Source organism: Gibbsiella dentisursi, assembly GCF_039539505.1.
Taxonomy (GTDB): Bacteria; Pseudomonadota; Gammaproteobacteria; order Enterobacterales; family Enterobacteriaceae; genus Gibbsiella; species Gibbsiella quercinecans.
On the sequence record NZ_BAABDG010000007.1, the window covers coordinates 388092 to 403869 of the forward strand.

Annotated in this window: 13 protein-coding genes; 8 read left to right on the forward strand and 5 right to left on the reverse strand. The window is 58.2% G+C overall.

Annotated elements, in window-relative coordinates; genetic code table 11:
• Window positions 1-128: 128 nt before the first annotated feature.
• The 3 genes from ABFX35_RS16010 to ABFX35_RS16020 all read left to right on the forward strand — a co-directional run bounded on the left by ABFX35_RS16010 (window position 129) and on the right by ABFX35_RS16020 (window position 3884).
• Window positions 129-1373 (forward strand): DUF1479 domain-containing protein, encoded by a 1245-nt coding sequence (locus ABFX35_RS16010; protein WP_279025924.1) that lies wholly within the window; start codon window positions 129-131, stop codon window positions 1371-1373.
• A gap of 97 nt (window positions 1374-1470) precedes the next feature.
• Entirely contained in the window at window positions 1471-3150 is a 1680-nt protein-coding gene (locus ABFX35_RS16015) for a sensor histidine kinase (RefSeq protein ID WP_279025930.1), read from the forward strand.
• Complete coding sequence (locus ABFX35_RS16020) at window positions 3147-3884, forward strand: LytR/AlgR family response regulator transcription factor (RefSeq protein WP_346082162.1); 738 nt, start codon at window positions 3147-3149, stop codon at window positions 3882-3884. The genes ABFX35_RS16015 and ABFX35_RS16020 overlap by 4 nt, the downstream gene beginning before the upstream one ends.
• A gap of 4 nt (window positions 3885-3888) precedes the next feature.
• Here ABFX35_RS16020 and ABFX35_RS16025 read toward each other — a convergent pair whose 3' ends face one another.
• Window positions 3889-4230, reverse strand: a complete 342-nt coding sequence (locus ABFX35_RS16025) for a DUF2502 domain-containing protein (protein ID WP_346082163.1) — start codon at window positions 4228-4230, stop codon at window positions 3889-3891.
• A 399-nt stretch (window positions 4231-4629) separates the two neighbouring features.
• Here ABFX35_RS16025 and ABFX35_RS16030 point away from each other — a divergent pair, with 399 nt between their 5' ends.
• Window positions 4630-5859 carry an L-lactate MFS transporter gene (locus ABFX35_RS16030; RefSeq protein ID WP_279029314.1) on the forward strand — a complete coding sequence of 410 codons (1230 nt, stop codon included), beginning with the start codon at window positions 4630-4632 and terminating at the stop codon, window positions 5857-5859.
• Between the two features lie 70 nt (window positions 5860-5929).
• Here the strand turns inward: ABFX35_RS16030 and glk are convergent, their stop codons facing one another.
• Window positions 5930-6895 carry a glucokinase gene (gene glk, locus ABFX35_RS16035; RefSeq protein ID WP_346082383.1) on the reverse strand — a complete coding sequence of 322 codons (966 nt, stop codon included), beginning with the start codon at window positions 6893-6895 and terminating at the stop codon, window positions 5930-5932.
• Window positions 6896-7199: 304 nt separating this feature from the next.
• On the opposite strand from glk, the gene ABFX35_RS16040 reads away from it, so the two are divergent.
• The gene (locus ABFX35_RS16040) at window positions 7200-8447 is read left to right on the forward strand and encodes an ion channel protein (RefSeq protein ID WP_279029317.1); all 1248 of its coding nucleotides are present in this window, start codon (window positions 7200-7202) and stop codon (window positions 8445-8447) included.
• Here ABFX35_RS16040 and ABFX35_RS16045 read toward each other — a convergent pair.
• Entirely contained in the window at window positions 8444-9136 is a 693-nt protein-coding gene (locus tag ABFX35_RS16045) for an aspartate/glutamate racemase family protein (RefSeq protein ID WP_346082164.1), read from the reverse strand. The genes ABFX35_RS16040 and ABFX35_RS16045 overlap by 4 nt on opposite strands.
• A gap of 67 nt (window positions 9137-9203) precedes the next feature.
• Window positions 9204-9656: a multidrug/biocide efflux PACE transporter gene (locus ABFX35_RS16050; protein WP_279029322.1), complete on the reverse strand. Its 453-nt coding sequence runs from the start codon at window positions 9654-9656 to the stop codon at window positions 9204-9206.
• Between the two features lie 371 nt (window positions 9657-10027).
• Between ABFX35_RS16050 and ABFX35_RS16055 the strand changes: the two genes are divergently transcribed.
• On the forward strand, window positions 10028-10891 hold the full coding sequence (locus ABFX35_RS16055) for a LysR family transcriptional regulator (protein ID WP_346082165.1): 864 nt from the start codon (window positions 10028-10030) through the stop codon (window positions 10889-10891).
• On the opposite strand, the gene ABFX35_RS16060 is transcribed toward ABFX35_RS16055, so the two are convergent.
• Window positions 10888-12552, reverse strand: a complete 1665-nt coding sequence (locus tag ABFX35_RS16060; RefSeq protein WP_346082166.1) for an alpha-keto acid decarboxylase family protein — start codon at window positions 12550-12552, stop codon at window positions 10888-10890. The genes ABFX35_RS16055 and ABFX35_RS16060 overlap by 4 nt on opposite strands.
• Before the next feature lie 333 nt (window positions 12553-12885).
• Between ABFX35_RS16060 and ABFX35_RS16065 the strand changes: the two genes are divergently transcribed.
• Complete coding sequence (locus ABFX35_RS16065; RefSeq protein ID WP_346082384.1) at window positions 12886-13875, forward strand: aldo/keto reductase; 990 nt, start codon at window positions 12886-12888, stop codon at window positions 13873-13875.
• A gap of 479 nt (window positions 13876-14354) precedes the next feature.
• The gene (locus ABFX35_RS16070) at window positions 14355-15542 is read left to right on the forward strand and encodes a NupC/NupG family nucleoside CNT transporter (RefSeq protein ID WP_095847866.1); all 1188 of its coding nucleotides are present in this window, start codon (window positions 14355-14357) and stop codon (window positions 15540-15542) included.
• Window positions 15543-15778 lie beyond the last annotated feature (236 nt).

Sequence of the window (15778 nt, forward strand, 5' to 3'; positions counted from 1 at the left end):
GAGGAAGTTTCAAATGAAAGATATCTCTTTATTTTCCTCAATAATCGCAGACAATCATTAACAGCACGGAAACAAAAACGCAACCCACTGCCGCCGCAGACATTCAACGGCAACCTAAGGAGAACATCATGTCATCCCTACAGATTGACGATATCCCCAGCGCAATAAAAACCGTTAAACAGCAGCTACGCCAGGCGTTGCCGAACTACCGCGAGGTGTTTGTGGCGCTGGAAGATAACATCCGCCAGCAGGTGGCGCAAATCCGCCGGGAACTGGCCAGCGGCGAAAACCCGGTGCCGCAGCTCAACGCCGAAGACATCCTGCAAAACCGCGTCACCGACCAGCAAAAAGCGCTGATAAAACAACGCGGCTGTTGCGCTATTCACGGCGTGTTCCCCGCGCAGCAGGCCGCGGCCTGGAACCAGGAAATCGGTGATTATCTGGCGCGCAACAACTTCGTCGAACGGCTGAAAAACGCCGCCGAAGATAACTACTTCGGCAAGCTGGCCGCCAGCAAGCCGCAGATCTACGGCATTTATTGGTCGAAACCGCAGGTGGAAGCGCGCCAGCATGAGCGGATGCACGCCGTGCAGGTATTCCTCAACAGCCTGTGGGAAACGCAAAGCAACGGCAAACAGCATTTTGATCCACAGCGTGTGGCTACCTATGCCGATCGCACACGCCGCCGCCCGCCCAACTCCTCATCACTGGGGCTGTCGCCGCACGTCGACAGCGGCACCATTGAGCGCTGGCTGGATGAAAACTTCCGCTACGTTTACCGCCATGTCTTTTCCGGCCACTGGCAACAGTACGATCCCTTTGCCGCGGACGGCCGTACCGAAGTGCGTGAAATCGCCTCCCCTGCGGTGTGCTCGATGTTCCGCACATTCCAGGGTTGGACGGCGCTCACGCCACAGCGCACCCACGCCGGCACGCTGAATCTGGTGCCCATCGCCAACGCCATGGCGTATATCCTGCTGCGCGCCCTGCAGGATGACGTCGCCGAGGACGATTTGTGCGATGCTGCGCCGGGGCGTGCGCTGTCGATCTCGGAAAAATGGCATCCCCTTTTGCTTAGTGGGATTTCCCCAATTCCCGATCTGGAGCCCGGCGATACGGTGTTTTGGCATTGCGACGTGATCCACGCGGTGGAAAACGAGCACCATGGCGAATTCGACAGCAACGTGATGTATATCGCCGCGGCGCCGGGCTGTGCGAAAAACGACGCCTACCTGCAGCGCCAGTTGCCAAGCTTCCTGGCCGGCCGCACGCCGCCGGATTTCGCCCCTGATGATTTTGAAGTGGATTTCATCGGCCGCGCCACCGCCGATCTGCTTACGCCGTTGGGCAAAGCGCAGTTAGGTATGCAATAACCCGCGCCGTGCGGCGGTTTGCCCGCCGCACGCTCTCATATATACTCGCTTTCTCTTTTTGCTACAGCGAGAGCGCCCTGTGCACCCGTTTTTTGAAATGCTGCTTGCGGTGTTTGATCGCGCCGCCCTGATGTTGATTTGTCTGTTCTTCCTCACCCGCACCCGGCTGTTCCGCCAGCTATTGCAGAAAGAGGAGCACACGCCGTTGGAACTGGCGGCGGTCACGGCCATCTTTTCGTTGTTCGCCCTGTTCAGTACCTATTCCGGCATCAACGTTGAAGGCTCGCTGGTTAACGTGCGGGTGATCGCCATCATGGCCGGCGGCATTCTGTTCGGCCCGTGGGTTGGCATCATCACCGGGGTGATCGCCGGGCTGCATCGCTATTTGATTGATATTGGCGGCATTACGTCGGTGCCCTGCCTGATCACCAGCATTATCGCGGGCATCAGCGCCGGCTATATCAACCTGAAGGTGAAAAAAGAGCAGCGCTGGCGCGCCGGGATCGTCGGCGGCATGCTGTGCGAAAGCCTGACTATGCTGCTGATTGTGCTATGGGCAACCCCCACATCGCTCGGGCTGGATATTGTTTCCAAAATTGCGCTGCCGATGATCCTGGGCACGGTGTGTATCGGCCTGATCGTGCTGCTGGTGCAAAGCGTGGAAGATGAAAAAGAAGTGATCGCCGCCCGCCAGGCCAAGCTGGCGCTGGATATCGCACGCAAAACCCTGCCCTATTTCCGCAACGTTAACAGCGAAGCGCTGGCCACCATCTGTGAAATTATCCGCCATGACATCAAGGCCGACGCGGTGGCGATGACCGATACGCACCAGGTGCTGGCCTACGTCGGGGTTGGTCAGGAGGCCTACCCCATCGGGCGCGAAGGGCTCAGCCGCGTAACGCGCGAAAGCATCCGGCACGGCAAAATCATCATCAAAAACAACCTGGAAAACCCGGCCACACCGCAGATCCACTCGCAGTTGGTGATCCCGCTGTGGGAAAAGGGCAACGTGTCCGGCGCGCTGAAAATTTACTACTGCCACGCGCACCAGATCACCAATACGCTGAAGGTCATGGCCGTCGGCCTGTCGCAAATCATCTCCACCCAGATGGAAGTTTCGCGCATTGAACACCTGCGCCAAATGGCGGATAAAGCGGAAATGCGCGCGCTGCAAAGCAAAATCAACCCCCACTTCCTGTTTAACGCGCTGAACGCCATCTCCTCGTCGATTCGCCTGAACCCGGATACCGCGCGCCAGCTGATTATCAACCTGTCGCGCTACCTGCGGTACAATCTTGAATTAAACGACGAATTTATCGATATCCGCAAAGAGCTGCACCAAATCCAGGACTATATCGCGATTGAACAGGCGCGCTTCGGCAGCAAGCTGACGGTGATTTACGACATCGATGATGATGTTTCTGTGCGCATCCCCAGCCTGCTGATCCAGCCGCTGGTAGAGAACGCCATCGTTCACGGTATCCAGCCCTGCAAAGGTAAAGGGGTGGTGGTGATCGCGGTGAAAGATCAGGGCGAATGCATCCGGATCTCGGTAAAAGATACCGGCAATGGTATTGAGCAGCAGGTGATCGACCGCGTTGCGCGCAACGAAGTGCCGGGCCACAACATCGGCCTGCTGAACGTGCACCATCGGGTTTCACTGCTGTACGGCAAGGGGCTGTGTATCCGCCGCCTGGAACCGGGCACCGAAATTGTGTTTTATGTCACCAGAAACGGCAGCAAACTGCAGACAGAAACCGCGGGGGAACAACCATGAAAGCCATTATTGTCGAAGATGAATTCCTTGCGCAGGAAGAGTTGAGCTACCTGATAAAAAAGCACAGCCGTATCACCATTGAAGCCACCTTTGAAGATGGGCTGGACGTGCTGAAATACCTGCAGAACCACCAGGTGGACGCCATTTTCCTGGATATCAATATTCCCTCGCTGGACGGGGTGCTGCTGGCGCAGAACATCAGTAAATTCGCCCACCGCCCGGCGATTATTTTTATTACCGCCTACAAGGAACATGCGGTTGAAGCCTTCGAGATCGAAGCTTTTGACTACATCCTCAAACCGTACCATGAGGCACGCATCGTCACCATGCTGCAAAAGCTGGAGGCGCTGCACAGCCGGCAGGCCGCCAGCGGAGCGGAACAGGCCCTTCCGGCCGGCCGCGGCGGCCACAGCATCAACCTGGTGAAAGATGAACGCATCATCGTGACGGATATCAACGATATCTACTATGCCGCCGCCGATGAAAAGGTTACGCGGGTATATACCCGGCGTGAAGAATTCGTCATGCCAATGAACATCACCGAATTTTACAGCCGGCTGCCGGAGGAACATTTTTACCGCTGCCACCGCTCCTACTGCGTCAACTTATCGAAAATCCGCGAGATCGTTCCGTGGTTCAACAACACCTATATTCTGCGGCTGAGCGACCTGGAGTTTGAGGTGCCGGTCAGCCGCAGCAAAGTGAAAGAGTTCCGCAAATTAATGCGCATCTAATTCGTTACCACCGCGGCGGGCCACGGCGATCGTCGCGATCGTGGTGATGATCGTGGTCGTGATAATCCCGATGCGGCGGGCGATCACGCCATCCACGTGGCGGCGGTGGCGGCGGCACGTAATAGACACGTGGCGGCGGCGCATAATAATAGCCGTCACGCGGCGGATAATGCCGGTGCCACCAACCGGGCTCGCGCCAGCGCCCCCCATCCCAGTAATAGCCACGGTCATCGCGATCGCCGATATGCAGCGATACGCCTGGCACACTCACACCGATGGAGATATCCGCATGGCTGATCATTGGCCATGGCAACAGCACGGCCAGTAATAGCAATACTTTCTTCATTCTTTCTACTCCTGCATTGCGGACATGGTCCGGTTGCAGACAACATAGTGCCGCCCCCTGCGCCGCTCTATAGGAACAATACCAATTTACGTCTTAGCGCCCCAATCTTCACATTTTTCATACAATTCACCGCCGCCGGCACCCAATAAATTGTTGATATGTTTGATGTAGATCACATGTCAACGGCGGTATTTCGCGCCTTTTTCGGCCCAAAATCGGCACTTCATGCAGCCTCTGATGCATTTCATTCCTCTGCGGCGGCAGCTCATTCCCGAAACGGCATGCCACACCGGCCCCCCTTTTATAATAAGCCCATACCGCGGGGCTTTCGCAGGCGACCCGCCCCGAACCACCCGCCGCTTTTCCAGCGCGTTTATTACAGAGGAAGGAGACCGGCCGATGAGCATCAAACCGGTAAATCGTAGCTTAATCGTTTTTGGCACCATCATTTGCCAGATGGGCCTGGGCACCATCTACACCTGGAGCCTGTTCAATCAGCCGCTGGTGGATAAGTTCCACTGGGGGCTGGGCGATGTGGCCACCACGTTCTCCATCACCAGCTTCTTCCTGGCGTTTTCCACGCTGTTTGCCGGCAAGTTGCAAGAACGCTTCGGCATCCGCAACCTGACATTGGCAGCCGGGGTGCTGGTTGGCCTGGGGTTGATCGCCAGCGCCTACGTCAGTTCACTGACCATGATTTACCTGCTGGCCGGGGTGCTCGTGGGCCTGGCGGTGGGGATCGCCTATATTTCCACGCTATCGAATCTGATCAAATGGTTCCCGGCCAACAAAGGGCTGATTTCAGGCATTTCGGTCGGCGCGTTCGGCTGCGGCAGCCTGCTGTTTAAATACGTAAACTCCGCGCTGATCGCTGGCGCCGGCGTGTCTGCGGCATTCTTCTACTGGGGCGCGATCATTATGGCGCTGATTGTTTTCGGCTCGCTGTGGTTGAAAGAGCCGGCCAACGCCCAACGTGCAGCGGGCCAATCCAGCGCACCGCGCAGTGATTACAGCGTGCGCCAAATGTTGGCGACCAAAGAAGCCTATCTGCTGTTCGCTATTTTCTTTAGCGCCTGCATGAGCGGCCTGTACCTGATCGGCATTGTCAAAGACATGGGTGTGCAACTGACCGGCATGGATTTGGCCACTGCGGCCAACACCGTTTCCGCCGTGGCCATCTGCAACACCGCCGGCCGCATCATCCTGGGCACGCTATCGGATAAAGTCGGCCGCATGCGGGTGATCAGCTTCACCATGCTGGTTACCATTCTGGCGGTGGTTGCCCTGAGCGTCTTCCACCTCAGCCATACCGCTTTCTTCCTGTGCGTGGGCGCCGTAGCCTTCTGTTTCGGCGGCAACATTACCGTTTTCCCGGCCATCATTGGTGACTTCTTCGGGATGAAAAACCACAGTAAGAACTACGGCATCATTTATCAGGGGTTTGGGCTGGGCGCCTTGGCGGGTTCTTTCATCGCCAAATACTTCGGCGGCTTCCACGCCACTTTTATTGTGATTACGGCGCTGTCCATCGCCTCGCTGCTGATTACGCTGTTCATTAAGGCGCCGCACGGCAGCAGCGACAAAACGCAAAGCGGCGAACGCCCGCAGTTGGCGCAGGCTAACGCCTGATTCGAACGCGCCAAAAAAAAGGATGCGGCCAAACGGCGGCATCCTTTTTCTTTTGGGTAACGGCCAGCGATTACAAATGCATCCCCAGCGTCTGGCGCAGGTGGGCGCCGGCGCCCAGCAGCCCCGGCTGCGCATGGGTAATCATGAACACCGGAATCGGGTGGACATAATCCTTAAAGCGCCCTTTATCCTCAAATGCGGCGCGAAAACCCGAAGCCTTAAAAAACGCCATAAAGCGCGGCACGATGCCGCCGGCAATATAAACGCCGCCAAACGTCCCAAGATTCAGCGCCAGATTGCCGCCAAAACGCCCCATGATCACGCAAAACAGCGACAGCGCGCGGCGGCAATCGGTACAGCTGTCTGCCAGCGCGCGCTCGGTGACGTCTTTCGGCGCCAGTTTTTCCGGCAGGCGGTTGTCCGCTTTAACGATCGCCCGGTAGAGATTCACCAGCCCCGGCCCCGAGAGCACACGCTCGGCCGAAACATGGCCGATTTCGGCGCGCAGCACCTCGAGGATCAAATCCTCCTCTTCGCTGTTCGGCGCGAAATCCACGTGGCCGCCCTCGCCCGGCAGGCTAACCCAGCGCCGGTTGACGTGCACCAGGTGGGACACGCCAAGCCCGGTGCCGGCGCCATAGACCGCAATCGGCTTGCCCTTTTGCGGCTGGCCGCCGCCGAACTGGATCACGTCGTCCTCGCCCAGTATCGGAACCGCCATCGACACCGCGGTAAAATCATTGATGACTTCCAAATGATTCAGCCCCAGATTGGCCTTCATTTCCTTGATCGAAAATGCCCAGGTATGGTTGGTCATGGCCACCCAGTCTTCGGTGACCGGGCAGGCAATGGCGATGCAGGCATCCTGCACCGCCACGTCATGTTCTTTCAGGTATTGGCGAATAACCGCTTCCAGGCTATCAAACTCCAGGCCGGAATAGGTTTTCGCCTGGGTAATGGCACCCGTCGCCACGGTGCATAACGCCAGCCGAGCGTTGGTACCGCCGACATCCCCAACGAGGGCATAGGTCATCAGTGTGTTCTCCGCAAAGTAAATAAAGCCCCTAACTCCCCACACTGTAAAATCCCGCCGCGAAAACAACAATCACCATCCGCAGGCCAACCATTCAATAGCGATCCAGATCACAAAAACGGTTCAGCAAATCGCTACCCGGTACGGATTGAAACAAATTGCGGCAAAAAAACGCCGTGGGTTTGGTTGTTAACCGTGAGACAACATTGGCACAATCGGCAGGTATTATCACTTTGCGCCGCCGGCGAATGCCGGGTGCGCACGCCGGTATTTCAACACCCCGTTGTCCGCTTAACAAGGAACCTGCATGCTGCATCCCCGCGCCTATGCCATGTTGGCGTTCGCCCTGCCCGCCGTCGTCATCGGCGCCGCCTCCAGTCTGGTTTTGATGATGTTGCTGGCCGTCACCGGCGCGCTGCAATCTCTGTTATGGCAGCATCTCCCTGCGTTGCTGCACATTGCGCCCGGCAACGCCGGCTGGCCGCTGATTATCCTGCCGGCAACCGGTATGGCGGTTGGGCTGGTTATTCGTTATCTGCCGGGCCACGCCGGGCCGGATCCGGCGGCTGAATCGTTGATCGGCCCGCCGCTGCCGCTTGGCGCGCTGCCCGGCCTGGTGCTGGCGATGGTGCTCGGCCTGGCCGGTGGCGTCAGCCTGGGGCCGGAGAACCCTATCACCGCCATTAACATCGCGCTGGCGGCCGCACTCGGCAGCCGCCTGTTGCCCAATGTACCGAAGATGGACTGGATCATCCTCGCCGCCGCCGGCACCCTCGGCGCCCTGTTCGGCACACCGGTGGCGGTAGCGCTGATTTTTGCGCAAACGCTGGGCAACGCCAGCGAAGCGCCGCTGTGGGAACGGTTGTTCGCCCCGCTGATGGCCGCCGCGGCCGGCGCCTTCACCGCGCAAGCCTTTGCCGCCCCACAGTTCGCCTTAACGCTCGCGCCCTACGATACGCCCCGGCTGGGGGATGTTTTCAGCGGCGCGATTGTCACGCTGATCGCCGTCGCGCTTGGCATGATCGCAGTCTGGTGTTTTCCGCGCGTGCACCGCGTATTCAACACGCTGCGCAACCCGGTGCTGAGGCTGGGTTTAGCCGGCCTGGCGCTGGGGGGATTGAGCCTGGTGGGTGGCGATCTTACGCTGTTTAGCGGGATGAATGAGATACAGCGGTTGGCCGGTGACGATAGCCTGTCGGTTCACACGCTGCTGGCGATCACCGTGGCGAAACTGGCGGCGTTAGTGATCGCCGCCGCCTGCGGCTTTCGCGGCGGGCGGATTTTCCCGGCGCTGTTCATCGGTGTGGCGCTAGGGTTGATGCTGCATGCGCACGTGCCGGCCGTGCCAGCGGCGATCACCATTTCCTGCGCCGTGATGGGGTTAGCGCTGGTAGTCACGCGCGAGGGGTGGCTAAGCCTGTTTGTCGCGCTCGCCGTGGTGCCGGATCTGCACCTGTTGCCGGTATTATGCCTGGTGATGCTGCCCGCCTGGCTGGTGCTGGCGGGCAAGCCGCTGATGCTGATTAACACGCGCCGCCCGCCCCACGACGACTAGGCCAGCGCGTACTCCGCGGCGGCGTGCGCATGGATGGCGGTGGTGTCGAACACCGGCACCGCCGCATCCTGCGCCCCGACCAACAGGCCGATTTCCGTGCAGCCAAAGATAATCCCCTGCGCGCCCTGCTGTTCCAGGCGGTGGATAATCTGGCGGTATTCCTCGCGTGAAGCGTCGCGGATCTCCCCGCGGCACAGCTCATCATAAATAATGCGGTGCACAATCTCGCGGTCGGCCGCCGCCGGCGTCACCACCTCAATACCATGTTGGTCCCGCAGGCGCCCGCGATAAAAGTCCTGCTCCATGGTAAAACGCGTACCCAATAGCCCGACGCGGCGGATCCCTTGCTGGCGCACCTGTTGCGCGGTGGCATCGGCGATGTGGATCAACGGCAGACCACTGGCCTGTTCGATCACGTCCGCCACTTTGTGCATGGTGTTGGTGCAGATCACGATGGCCTCGGCACCGGCGGCGCGCAATGACGCGGCCGCTGCGGCCAACAGTTGGCCGGCGCCGGCCCAGTCGCCCTGATGTTGCAGCCGCTCTATTTCCTGAAAATCGACGCTATAGAGCACGATTTTGGCCGAATGCAAGCCACCCAGCCGCGCCTTCACCTGTTCGTTAATCATGCGGTAATACGGGATGGTAGACTCCCAACTCATGCCGCCCAGCAGGCCCAATACTTTCATTGCTCTCTCCTCGGATCCATCGAATATACCGCCGATCTTACCTGAGGCATGCCCGGCTGACGATGCCTTATTTCGTGCCCGAGTTGATCGGCGCGCGCGCTTCGAACCAGCGCTGGCGCACGGTGTCATACAGCCAGTTGTAGAACATGGTGTATGGCAGGAAGAACAGGAAAAAGCCGATCTCCAGTATAAACGCCCGCAGCAGGGGAATATTCAGCATCCAGGCCGCGATGGGCACACCGATCAATACGAAGCCGCTTTCAAAGCCAAACGCATGCAGCACCCGCACCTTCAGCGTACGCGCCACCCGGTTTACCGGCCACAGACGATCGAACGCGGTGTTGTAGACCATGTTCCACACCATCGCGAGCGTCGACAGCATCACCGCCAGCGCCCCAACCTGCAGCATCGGGCGGTTGAGCAGCCACGCGCCCAGCGGGGCGAAGATCAACAAAGCAATGGCCTCGAAGCCGACGGCATGAATAATACGCTCAATGAAAGACTTGTTTTGCAGTTGCATACATCACCTGTTTTCTGACTATACCCTTCATACTTCAAGTTGCAGGTGTGTTGGCTTTATTACTCGGCCCATCCCTGGGCCTCGCCCCTTCGGGGCCGCTGCCAACAGCGTTCAAATCTGCTCCCGGCAGATTTGTCGCTCACCCCAGTCACTTACTTATGTAAGCTCCTGGGGATTGATGAGAGACATCCTTGTCTCTCACCGGAGGCTGGCCAGAGGCCAGGCAAATTCGTTCCTGACGAATTTGTCGCAGCAAAGCCGCCTACCTGCAACTCGAATTATTTTGGGTATATTAGAGTTTAAAGTCAGGTGATTATCATCGCTTTTTCGGGTAGGTTAAAAATAGGTTCCATCGATATAGTAGATAGATCATGCGTTATTCCCCCGAAGCATTACAGGCGTTTGTCGAGGCCGCCGCCCTTGGCTCGTTCTCCGCGGCGGCCCGCAAGCTGCGCAAGAGCCAGTCCACCATCAGCACCGCCATTGCCAACCTGGAAGCCGATCTGGCGCTGACGCTGTTCGATCGCCAGGGGCGCCAGCCGGTGCTGACCGCCGCCGGGCGCAAGGTGCTCAGCCAGGTGCAGGAAATCCTCGCCGCCAGCGAACGGCTTGACGCGCTAAGCATTCGGCTGGCGGGCAATGTCGAACCACGCCTGACCATCGTCTTTTCCGATACCTACCAGCCCAAGCACCATGACCGGATGATGATGAGTTTCGAACAGCGCTATCAGGATATTGAGCTGGAGTGCATGATCGCGGAAGACGGCGACGTGCTCGATCTGCTGCAGAGCGGCCGCGCCCACCTGGGCATGGTCGAAACGCAGAAAAACTACCCGCCGGATATCGCCTTTGCCCGTCTGCCTAACCAAACAGAAATGGGATTGTTCGTTGCCCGTCAGCACCCGCTGGCGCAGCTTTCCGCCCCCACCCTGGATCAGTTGGCCCGCACCCGCCAACTGTATCTGAATACCTATACCGGCACCGAAACCGCCAGGCCGGGCGGGCCGGTGTGGTCAGCGCCGAGCTACCTGATGCTGCTGGAAATGGCGGAGCAGGGCTTTGGCTGGGCGGTGTTGCCGCGCTGGTTGGTGCGGCAATACAGCCATGAAAAACTGACCGAGCTGCGCCCGCGCGGCTGGCCGAAGATGATCTCAGTGGATGTGGTATGGTCGAAACTCACCCCGCCGGGGCCGGCGGGGTATTGGCTACTGGAGCAACTGCTGGATAGCGCCTAGATCGCCGAATTGCGTGCATTCATGGAGCGCGACACCATATCCAACAGGGGTGGAATATCCATCTTCGGCAGCACCACTTCGATAAACGCTAACTGCGCACCATCCGCCGCTTCGCTCAGCGCCTGGCGCAGCTGTTGCCGATCGCTCGCGCGCAGGATCTTGCAGGGCTGCTCCCCGGCCAGCGCCTGCGGCAACTGCGCCCAGTTCCACGGCGCAATGTCGTTATAGGGTTGCTGCGGCCCGTGGATCGCCCGTTCAACCGTATAGCCGTCATTGTTGATCAGGAAGATGATCGGTTTCAGCCCGTAACGCAGCATCGATCCCAGCTCCTGGGCGGTCAACTGCGCGGAGCCATCGCCGATCAGCAGCAACACCCGGCGCTCCGGCTGCGCCATACCGGCACCAAACGCCGCCGGCAGCGTATAGCCAATCGAGCCCCACAGCGGCTGGACGATAAAGTGGCAGCCGGACGGCAGGCTCAGGCTCGCGGCGCCAAAGCTGGACGTGCCCTGTTCGGTCAGAACAATATCTCCCGGCCGCAGGAAATCCTGCATTTGGCACCAGAACCCTTGCTGATCCAAGCGTGGTTTGCCGGGATCCGGCAGTGGTGGGCGCGCGATCACCGGCAGTTGCCAGTGCGGCGCCAGTTCCAGCGTGAGCTGATGCAATGCCTTGATGGCGGCATGCATGGGAAGTTGGCTGAACAGTTGCCGGCCAACCCGCGCCTCAAACGGCTGGATATCGATACATTTTTCGGCCGGCAGATCGTGGCTGAAACCGGCGGTAATCGCATCGGAAAAACGCACGCCGACGTTAATCACCACTTCGGCGCCTTCGATCGCCTGCTTCACCTGCGGCGCGCTGGGTGCGCCGGCATAGGTTCCCACGAAATAAGGGTGGCGCTCATCCAGCACGCTTTTGCCCATCAGCAACGTGGCGTGCGGTATATCCACCTGCTGCAGCCACTGCGCCAGCAGCGGCGCGGCGCCAAAACGTTCGGCAAGGAAATCCGCCAGCAGTGAAACCCGGCGCGCCGGCTGCAATTTTTCCCGCGCGGCGGCGATAAACGCCTGCAACGCAGCTTCACACAGGGTGGGTTGCCGCGGCGCCAGCGGCACCGGCTGAACCGCCGGCAACGGCGCTTCAGCCACGTCGCTCGGCAACAGCAGATACACCGGGCGGTGTTCAAACAGGGCGGTGGCCAACAGACGATCGATTTCGCTCGCGGCGTTCTCCACGGTCAGGCTGGCCTGGGCCACGGTCACTTCCTGCGCCATGCGGGCAAAGTGACCAAAATCGCCATCCCCCAATGAGTGATGCACCAACTCGCCCGCGTGCTGCACCCGCAGCGACGGCGCGCCCACCACGTGGATCACCGGCAGGTACTCGGCGTAGCTGCCGGTGACGCCGTTTACCGCACTCAACTCGCCCACGCCAAACGTAGTCAGCAACGCCGCCGCCGGCTTACAACGCGCATAGCCATCGGCGGCATAAGCGGCGTTAAGTTCATTGGCACACCCCACCCAGGCGATGTGCGGGTGCGCGATCACGTGATCGAGAAACTGTAGATTGTAATCCCCTGGTACCCCAAAAAAATGATCAATGCCTATCTCAACCAACCGGTCAAGAAGGTAGTCAGCTACCGTATAATTATTACTCATGCGCCTCACCTGTCATCAAATAGGTTTCGGCTGCCCGCGCTTCTGATCCCAGGCCCGGAGGTTACGGCTTTTGCAAGACACCGCAGCGGCCATAGGCCAGCGCAGTAACAGTCATCAATAGTAAGTATCAGAGTTCTGACGCGGATTTCGAACATTCCCGGCAAAAAGCCGCTGGCAAGCAGGCGTTACATCCCTGCTCGCCCGGCAGGCAAACCGGCAACCGCATTAAAAACATTAATAATCCCAGCGTGTTCAAGCGTGATCGCGCACGCATTCCAACCCCGGTGTAAACGCATACACTCAGGCGATCATGGATTTAACAGGAGAGAAATGATGGTGTATCAGGCGAATGCGTTCCGTTATCAGGATATGACCTACCGGCGCTGCGGGCGCAGCGGCTTACAGCTGCCCGCCGTTTCCCTTGGGCTATGGCACAACTTTGGCGACACCAGCCCCAACGAACAGGCGCGCAGCCTGATATGCCACGCTTTCGATCTGGGCATCACGCATTTCGATCTGGCCAATAACTACGGCCCGCCGCCTGGTTCCGCCGAACAAACCTTTGGCCGCATCCTCAACAGCGATCTGCGCCCTTACCGCGACGAGCTGATTATCTCGACCAAGGCCGGCTACACCATGTGGCCGGGGCCATACGGCGACTGGGGCGCCAAAAAATATCTGGTCGCCAGCCTGAATCAAAGCCTCAAGCGCCTGGGCGTGGAGTACGTCGATATCTTCTATCACCACCGCCCCGATCCGCACACGCCGCTGGAAGAAACCCTGGCCGCGCTGGATCTGTTGGTGCGTCAGGGCAAGGCGCTGTATATCGGGCTGTCTAACTATCCGCCCGAACAGGCGCGCCGCGCATTCCGCATTCTGCGCCAGCTTGGCACGCCCTGCGTTATCCACCAGCCCAAATACTCGATGTTTGAACGCGGCGCCGAAGCGGAGCTGCTGGGCGCACTGCAGGAAGATGGCGTGGGAGCGATTGCTTTCTCGCCGCTGGCCGGCGGCGTATTAACCGATCGTTACCTACAAGGGATCCCGCAGGATTCGCGCGCCGCCAGCGCCAGCCCGTTCCTGAAGCCGGAAAGCCTGAGCGCGGAAAAGCTGGAAAAGGTGCAGCGGCTCAATCTGCTGGCGCAGCAGCGCGGGCAAAAGCTGGCACAGATGGCGCTGGCCTGGGTGCTACGCCACGCCGGTATCACCTCGGTATTGATTGGCGCCAGTAAAACCAGCCAAATTGACGATGCGATCGGCATGTTGGCCCAGCAGGGCTTCAGCGAAACAGAACTTCGGCAGATAGATGATATTCTGTTGTAATCGATCACAAACCCACCGAACTATACCCAAAATAATTCGAGTTGCAGGACAAAAACGCAAAAGCGTTTTTGAACAGCGCTAGCGCTGGCCCCGAAGGGGTGAGGCCGAATGGCCGAATCACGCGGCAACGCAGTGAATCCCCAGGAGCTTACTCCAGTAAGTGACTGGGGTGAGCGAGGAAAGCCAACACACCTGCAACTTGAAGTATGAAGGGTATATACGCCTGGATACATACTGACTTGCCGCCTTGAGGCATCCTGAATGATTTTGTTTATCCAAAATTTTATCGGCGATCATGCCTCTGGGCACGCAAATAGCATGCGAAATGATTAACATCTTGATTCTTGATGCTTTCACGTACTAAATTTTGTACTAATTCCAGTATAATTTCTCATATTTGCCAAGGAAGTCTCGTTTTTACACCCGGCGTTACATAAAATGACAGCCGAAACTCAGCCCGCCTCAAATTTGGAGCAAATATGTCCCATATTGCGCACTTTGCGTTAGCGTTGGTGGTTGTCGCGTTCCTGGCACTGGTGGTGTGCCGCGATCGTAAAAGCATCCGCATTCGCTATATCATTCAACTCTTGGTTATTGAAATCTTACTGGCTTACTTTTTCCTGCATTCGGAAGCTGGTTTGGGTTTTGTGAAAGGATTCGCAGGACTGTTCGACAAACTGCTTGGATTCGCAGCACAAGGGACGGATTTCGTGTTCGGCGGTATGGGCGATAAAGGCCTGGCCTTCTTCTTCCTGAAGGTACTTTGCCCGATCGTCTTTATTTCTGCGTTAATCGGTATTCTGCAATACATCAAAGTACTGCCTTTTATCATCCGCATCATCGGTACCGTCCTCTCAAAAATTAACGGCATGGGCAAGCTGGAATCGTTTAACGCGGTAAGCTCCCTGATCCTTGGCCAGTCTGAAAACTTTATTGCCTATAAAGACATTCTGAGCAAGATGTCGGAAAAGCGCATGTACACCATGGCAGCCACCGCGATGTCGACGGTTTCCATGTCGATTGTCGGCGCCTATATGACGATGCTGGATGCCAAATTTGTCGTGGCGGCGTTGGTACTGAACATGTTCAGCACCTTTATCGTGCTTTCCCTGATCAACCCTTACGACACCAGTAAAGAAGAAGAGCTGCATCTGGGCAACCTGCACGAAGGCCAGAGCTTCTTTGAAATGCTGGGTGAATATATCCTGGCAGGTTTCAAAGTCGCGATTATCGTTGCCGCTATGCTGATCGGCTTCATTGCGCTGATCGCCGCCGTTAACGCCCTGTTCAGCGCCATCTTCGGCCTGAGCTTCCAGGAAATTCTGGGCTACGTCTTCTACCCGTTCGCCTGGGTGATGGGTATTCCCAAGCATGAAGCGCTGCAGGTCGGCAGTATCATGGCAACCAAACTGGTTTCCAACGAATTTGTCGCCATGATGGAATTGCAGAAGGTTGCGACCGAACTGTCACCACGCAGCCAGGGGATCCTCTCCGTGTTCCTGGTGTCCTTCGCCAACTTCTCGTCTATCGGTATCGTTGCCGGCGCCATCAAAGGCCTGAACGAACACCAGGGCAACGTGGTTTCCCGCTTTGGCCTGAAGCTGGTTTACGGTTCTACCCTGGTGAGCATCCTGTCGGCTTCTATCGCCGGCCTGGTTCTGGGTTAACCGCCCCCGCCTCACGGATGTAACCCCCTGCCAGGCGCAGCGCCTGCAGGGGGTTTCTTTTTAGTACGCAAAAACCGCATTACCGCACTCAACGGCCAGATGAGCCGGCGCCCCCTGCTTTAATCGCCATCTCTTCCGCGGGTATCGGCCCCCCTATCCACCACATTCGGCATTAGCGCCGGGCCGCGGTGTCCCTTAATCCGCACACTTCTCTGGGTAATGTGTTAGTGAATTCA

Bases quoted from the DNA above. Each gene is read 5' to 3' on its own strand.
- ABFX35_RS16025 (WP_346082163.1), bottom strand. From the start codon at position 4,230: ATGAAGAAAGTATTGCTATTACTGGCCGTGCTGTTGCCATGGCCAATG.
- ABFX35_RS16010 (WP_279025924.1), top strand. From the start codon at position 129: ATGTCATCCCTACAGATTGACGATATCCCCAGCGCAATAAAAACCGTT.
- ABFX35_RS16065 (WP_346082384.1), top strand. From the start codon at position 12,886: ATGGTGTATCAGGCGAATGCGTTCCGTTATCAGGATATGACCTACCGG.
- ABFX35_RS16030 (WP_279029314.1), top strand. From the start codon at position 4,630: ATGAGCATCAAACCGGTAAATCGTAGCTTAATCGTTTTTGGCACCATC.
- ABFX35_RS16050 (WP_279029322.1), bottom strand. From the start codon at position 9,656: ATGCAACTGCAAAACAAGTCTTTCATTGAGCGTATTATTCATGCCGTC.
- ABFX35_RS16040 (WP_279029317.1), top strand. From the start codon at position 7,200: ATGCTGCATCCCCGCGCCTATGCCATGTTGGCGTTCGCCCTGCCCGCC.
- ABFX35_RS16055 (WP_346082165.1), top strand. From the start codon at position 10,028: ATGCGTTATTCCCCCGAAGCATTACAGGCGTTTGTCGAGGCCGCCGCC.
- ABFX35_RS16020 (WP_346082162.1), top strand. From the start codon at position 3,147: ATGAAAGCCATTATTGTCGAAGATGAATTCCTTGCGCAGGAAGAGTTG.
- ABFX35_RS16015 (WP_279025930.1), top strand. From the start codon at position 1,471: ATGCTGCTTGCGGTGTTTGATCGCGCCGCCCTGATGTTGATTTGTCTG.
- ABFX35_RS16045 (WP_346082164.1), bottom strand. From the start codon at position 9,136: ATGAAAGTATTGGGCCTGCTGGGCGGCATGAGTTGGGAGTCTACCATC.
- ABFX35_RS16060 (WP_346082166.1), bottom strand. From the start codon at position 12,552: ATGAGTAATAATTATACGGTAGCTGACTACCTTCTTGACCGGTTGGTT.
- ABFX35_RS16070 (WP_095847866.1), top strand. From the start codon at position 14,355: ATGTCCCATATTGCGCACTTTGCGTTAGCGTTGGTGGTTGTCGCGTTC.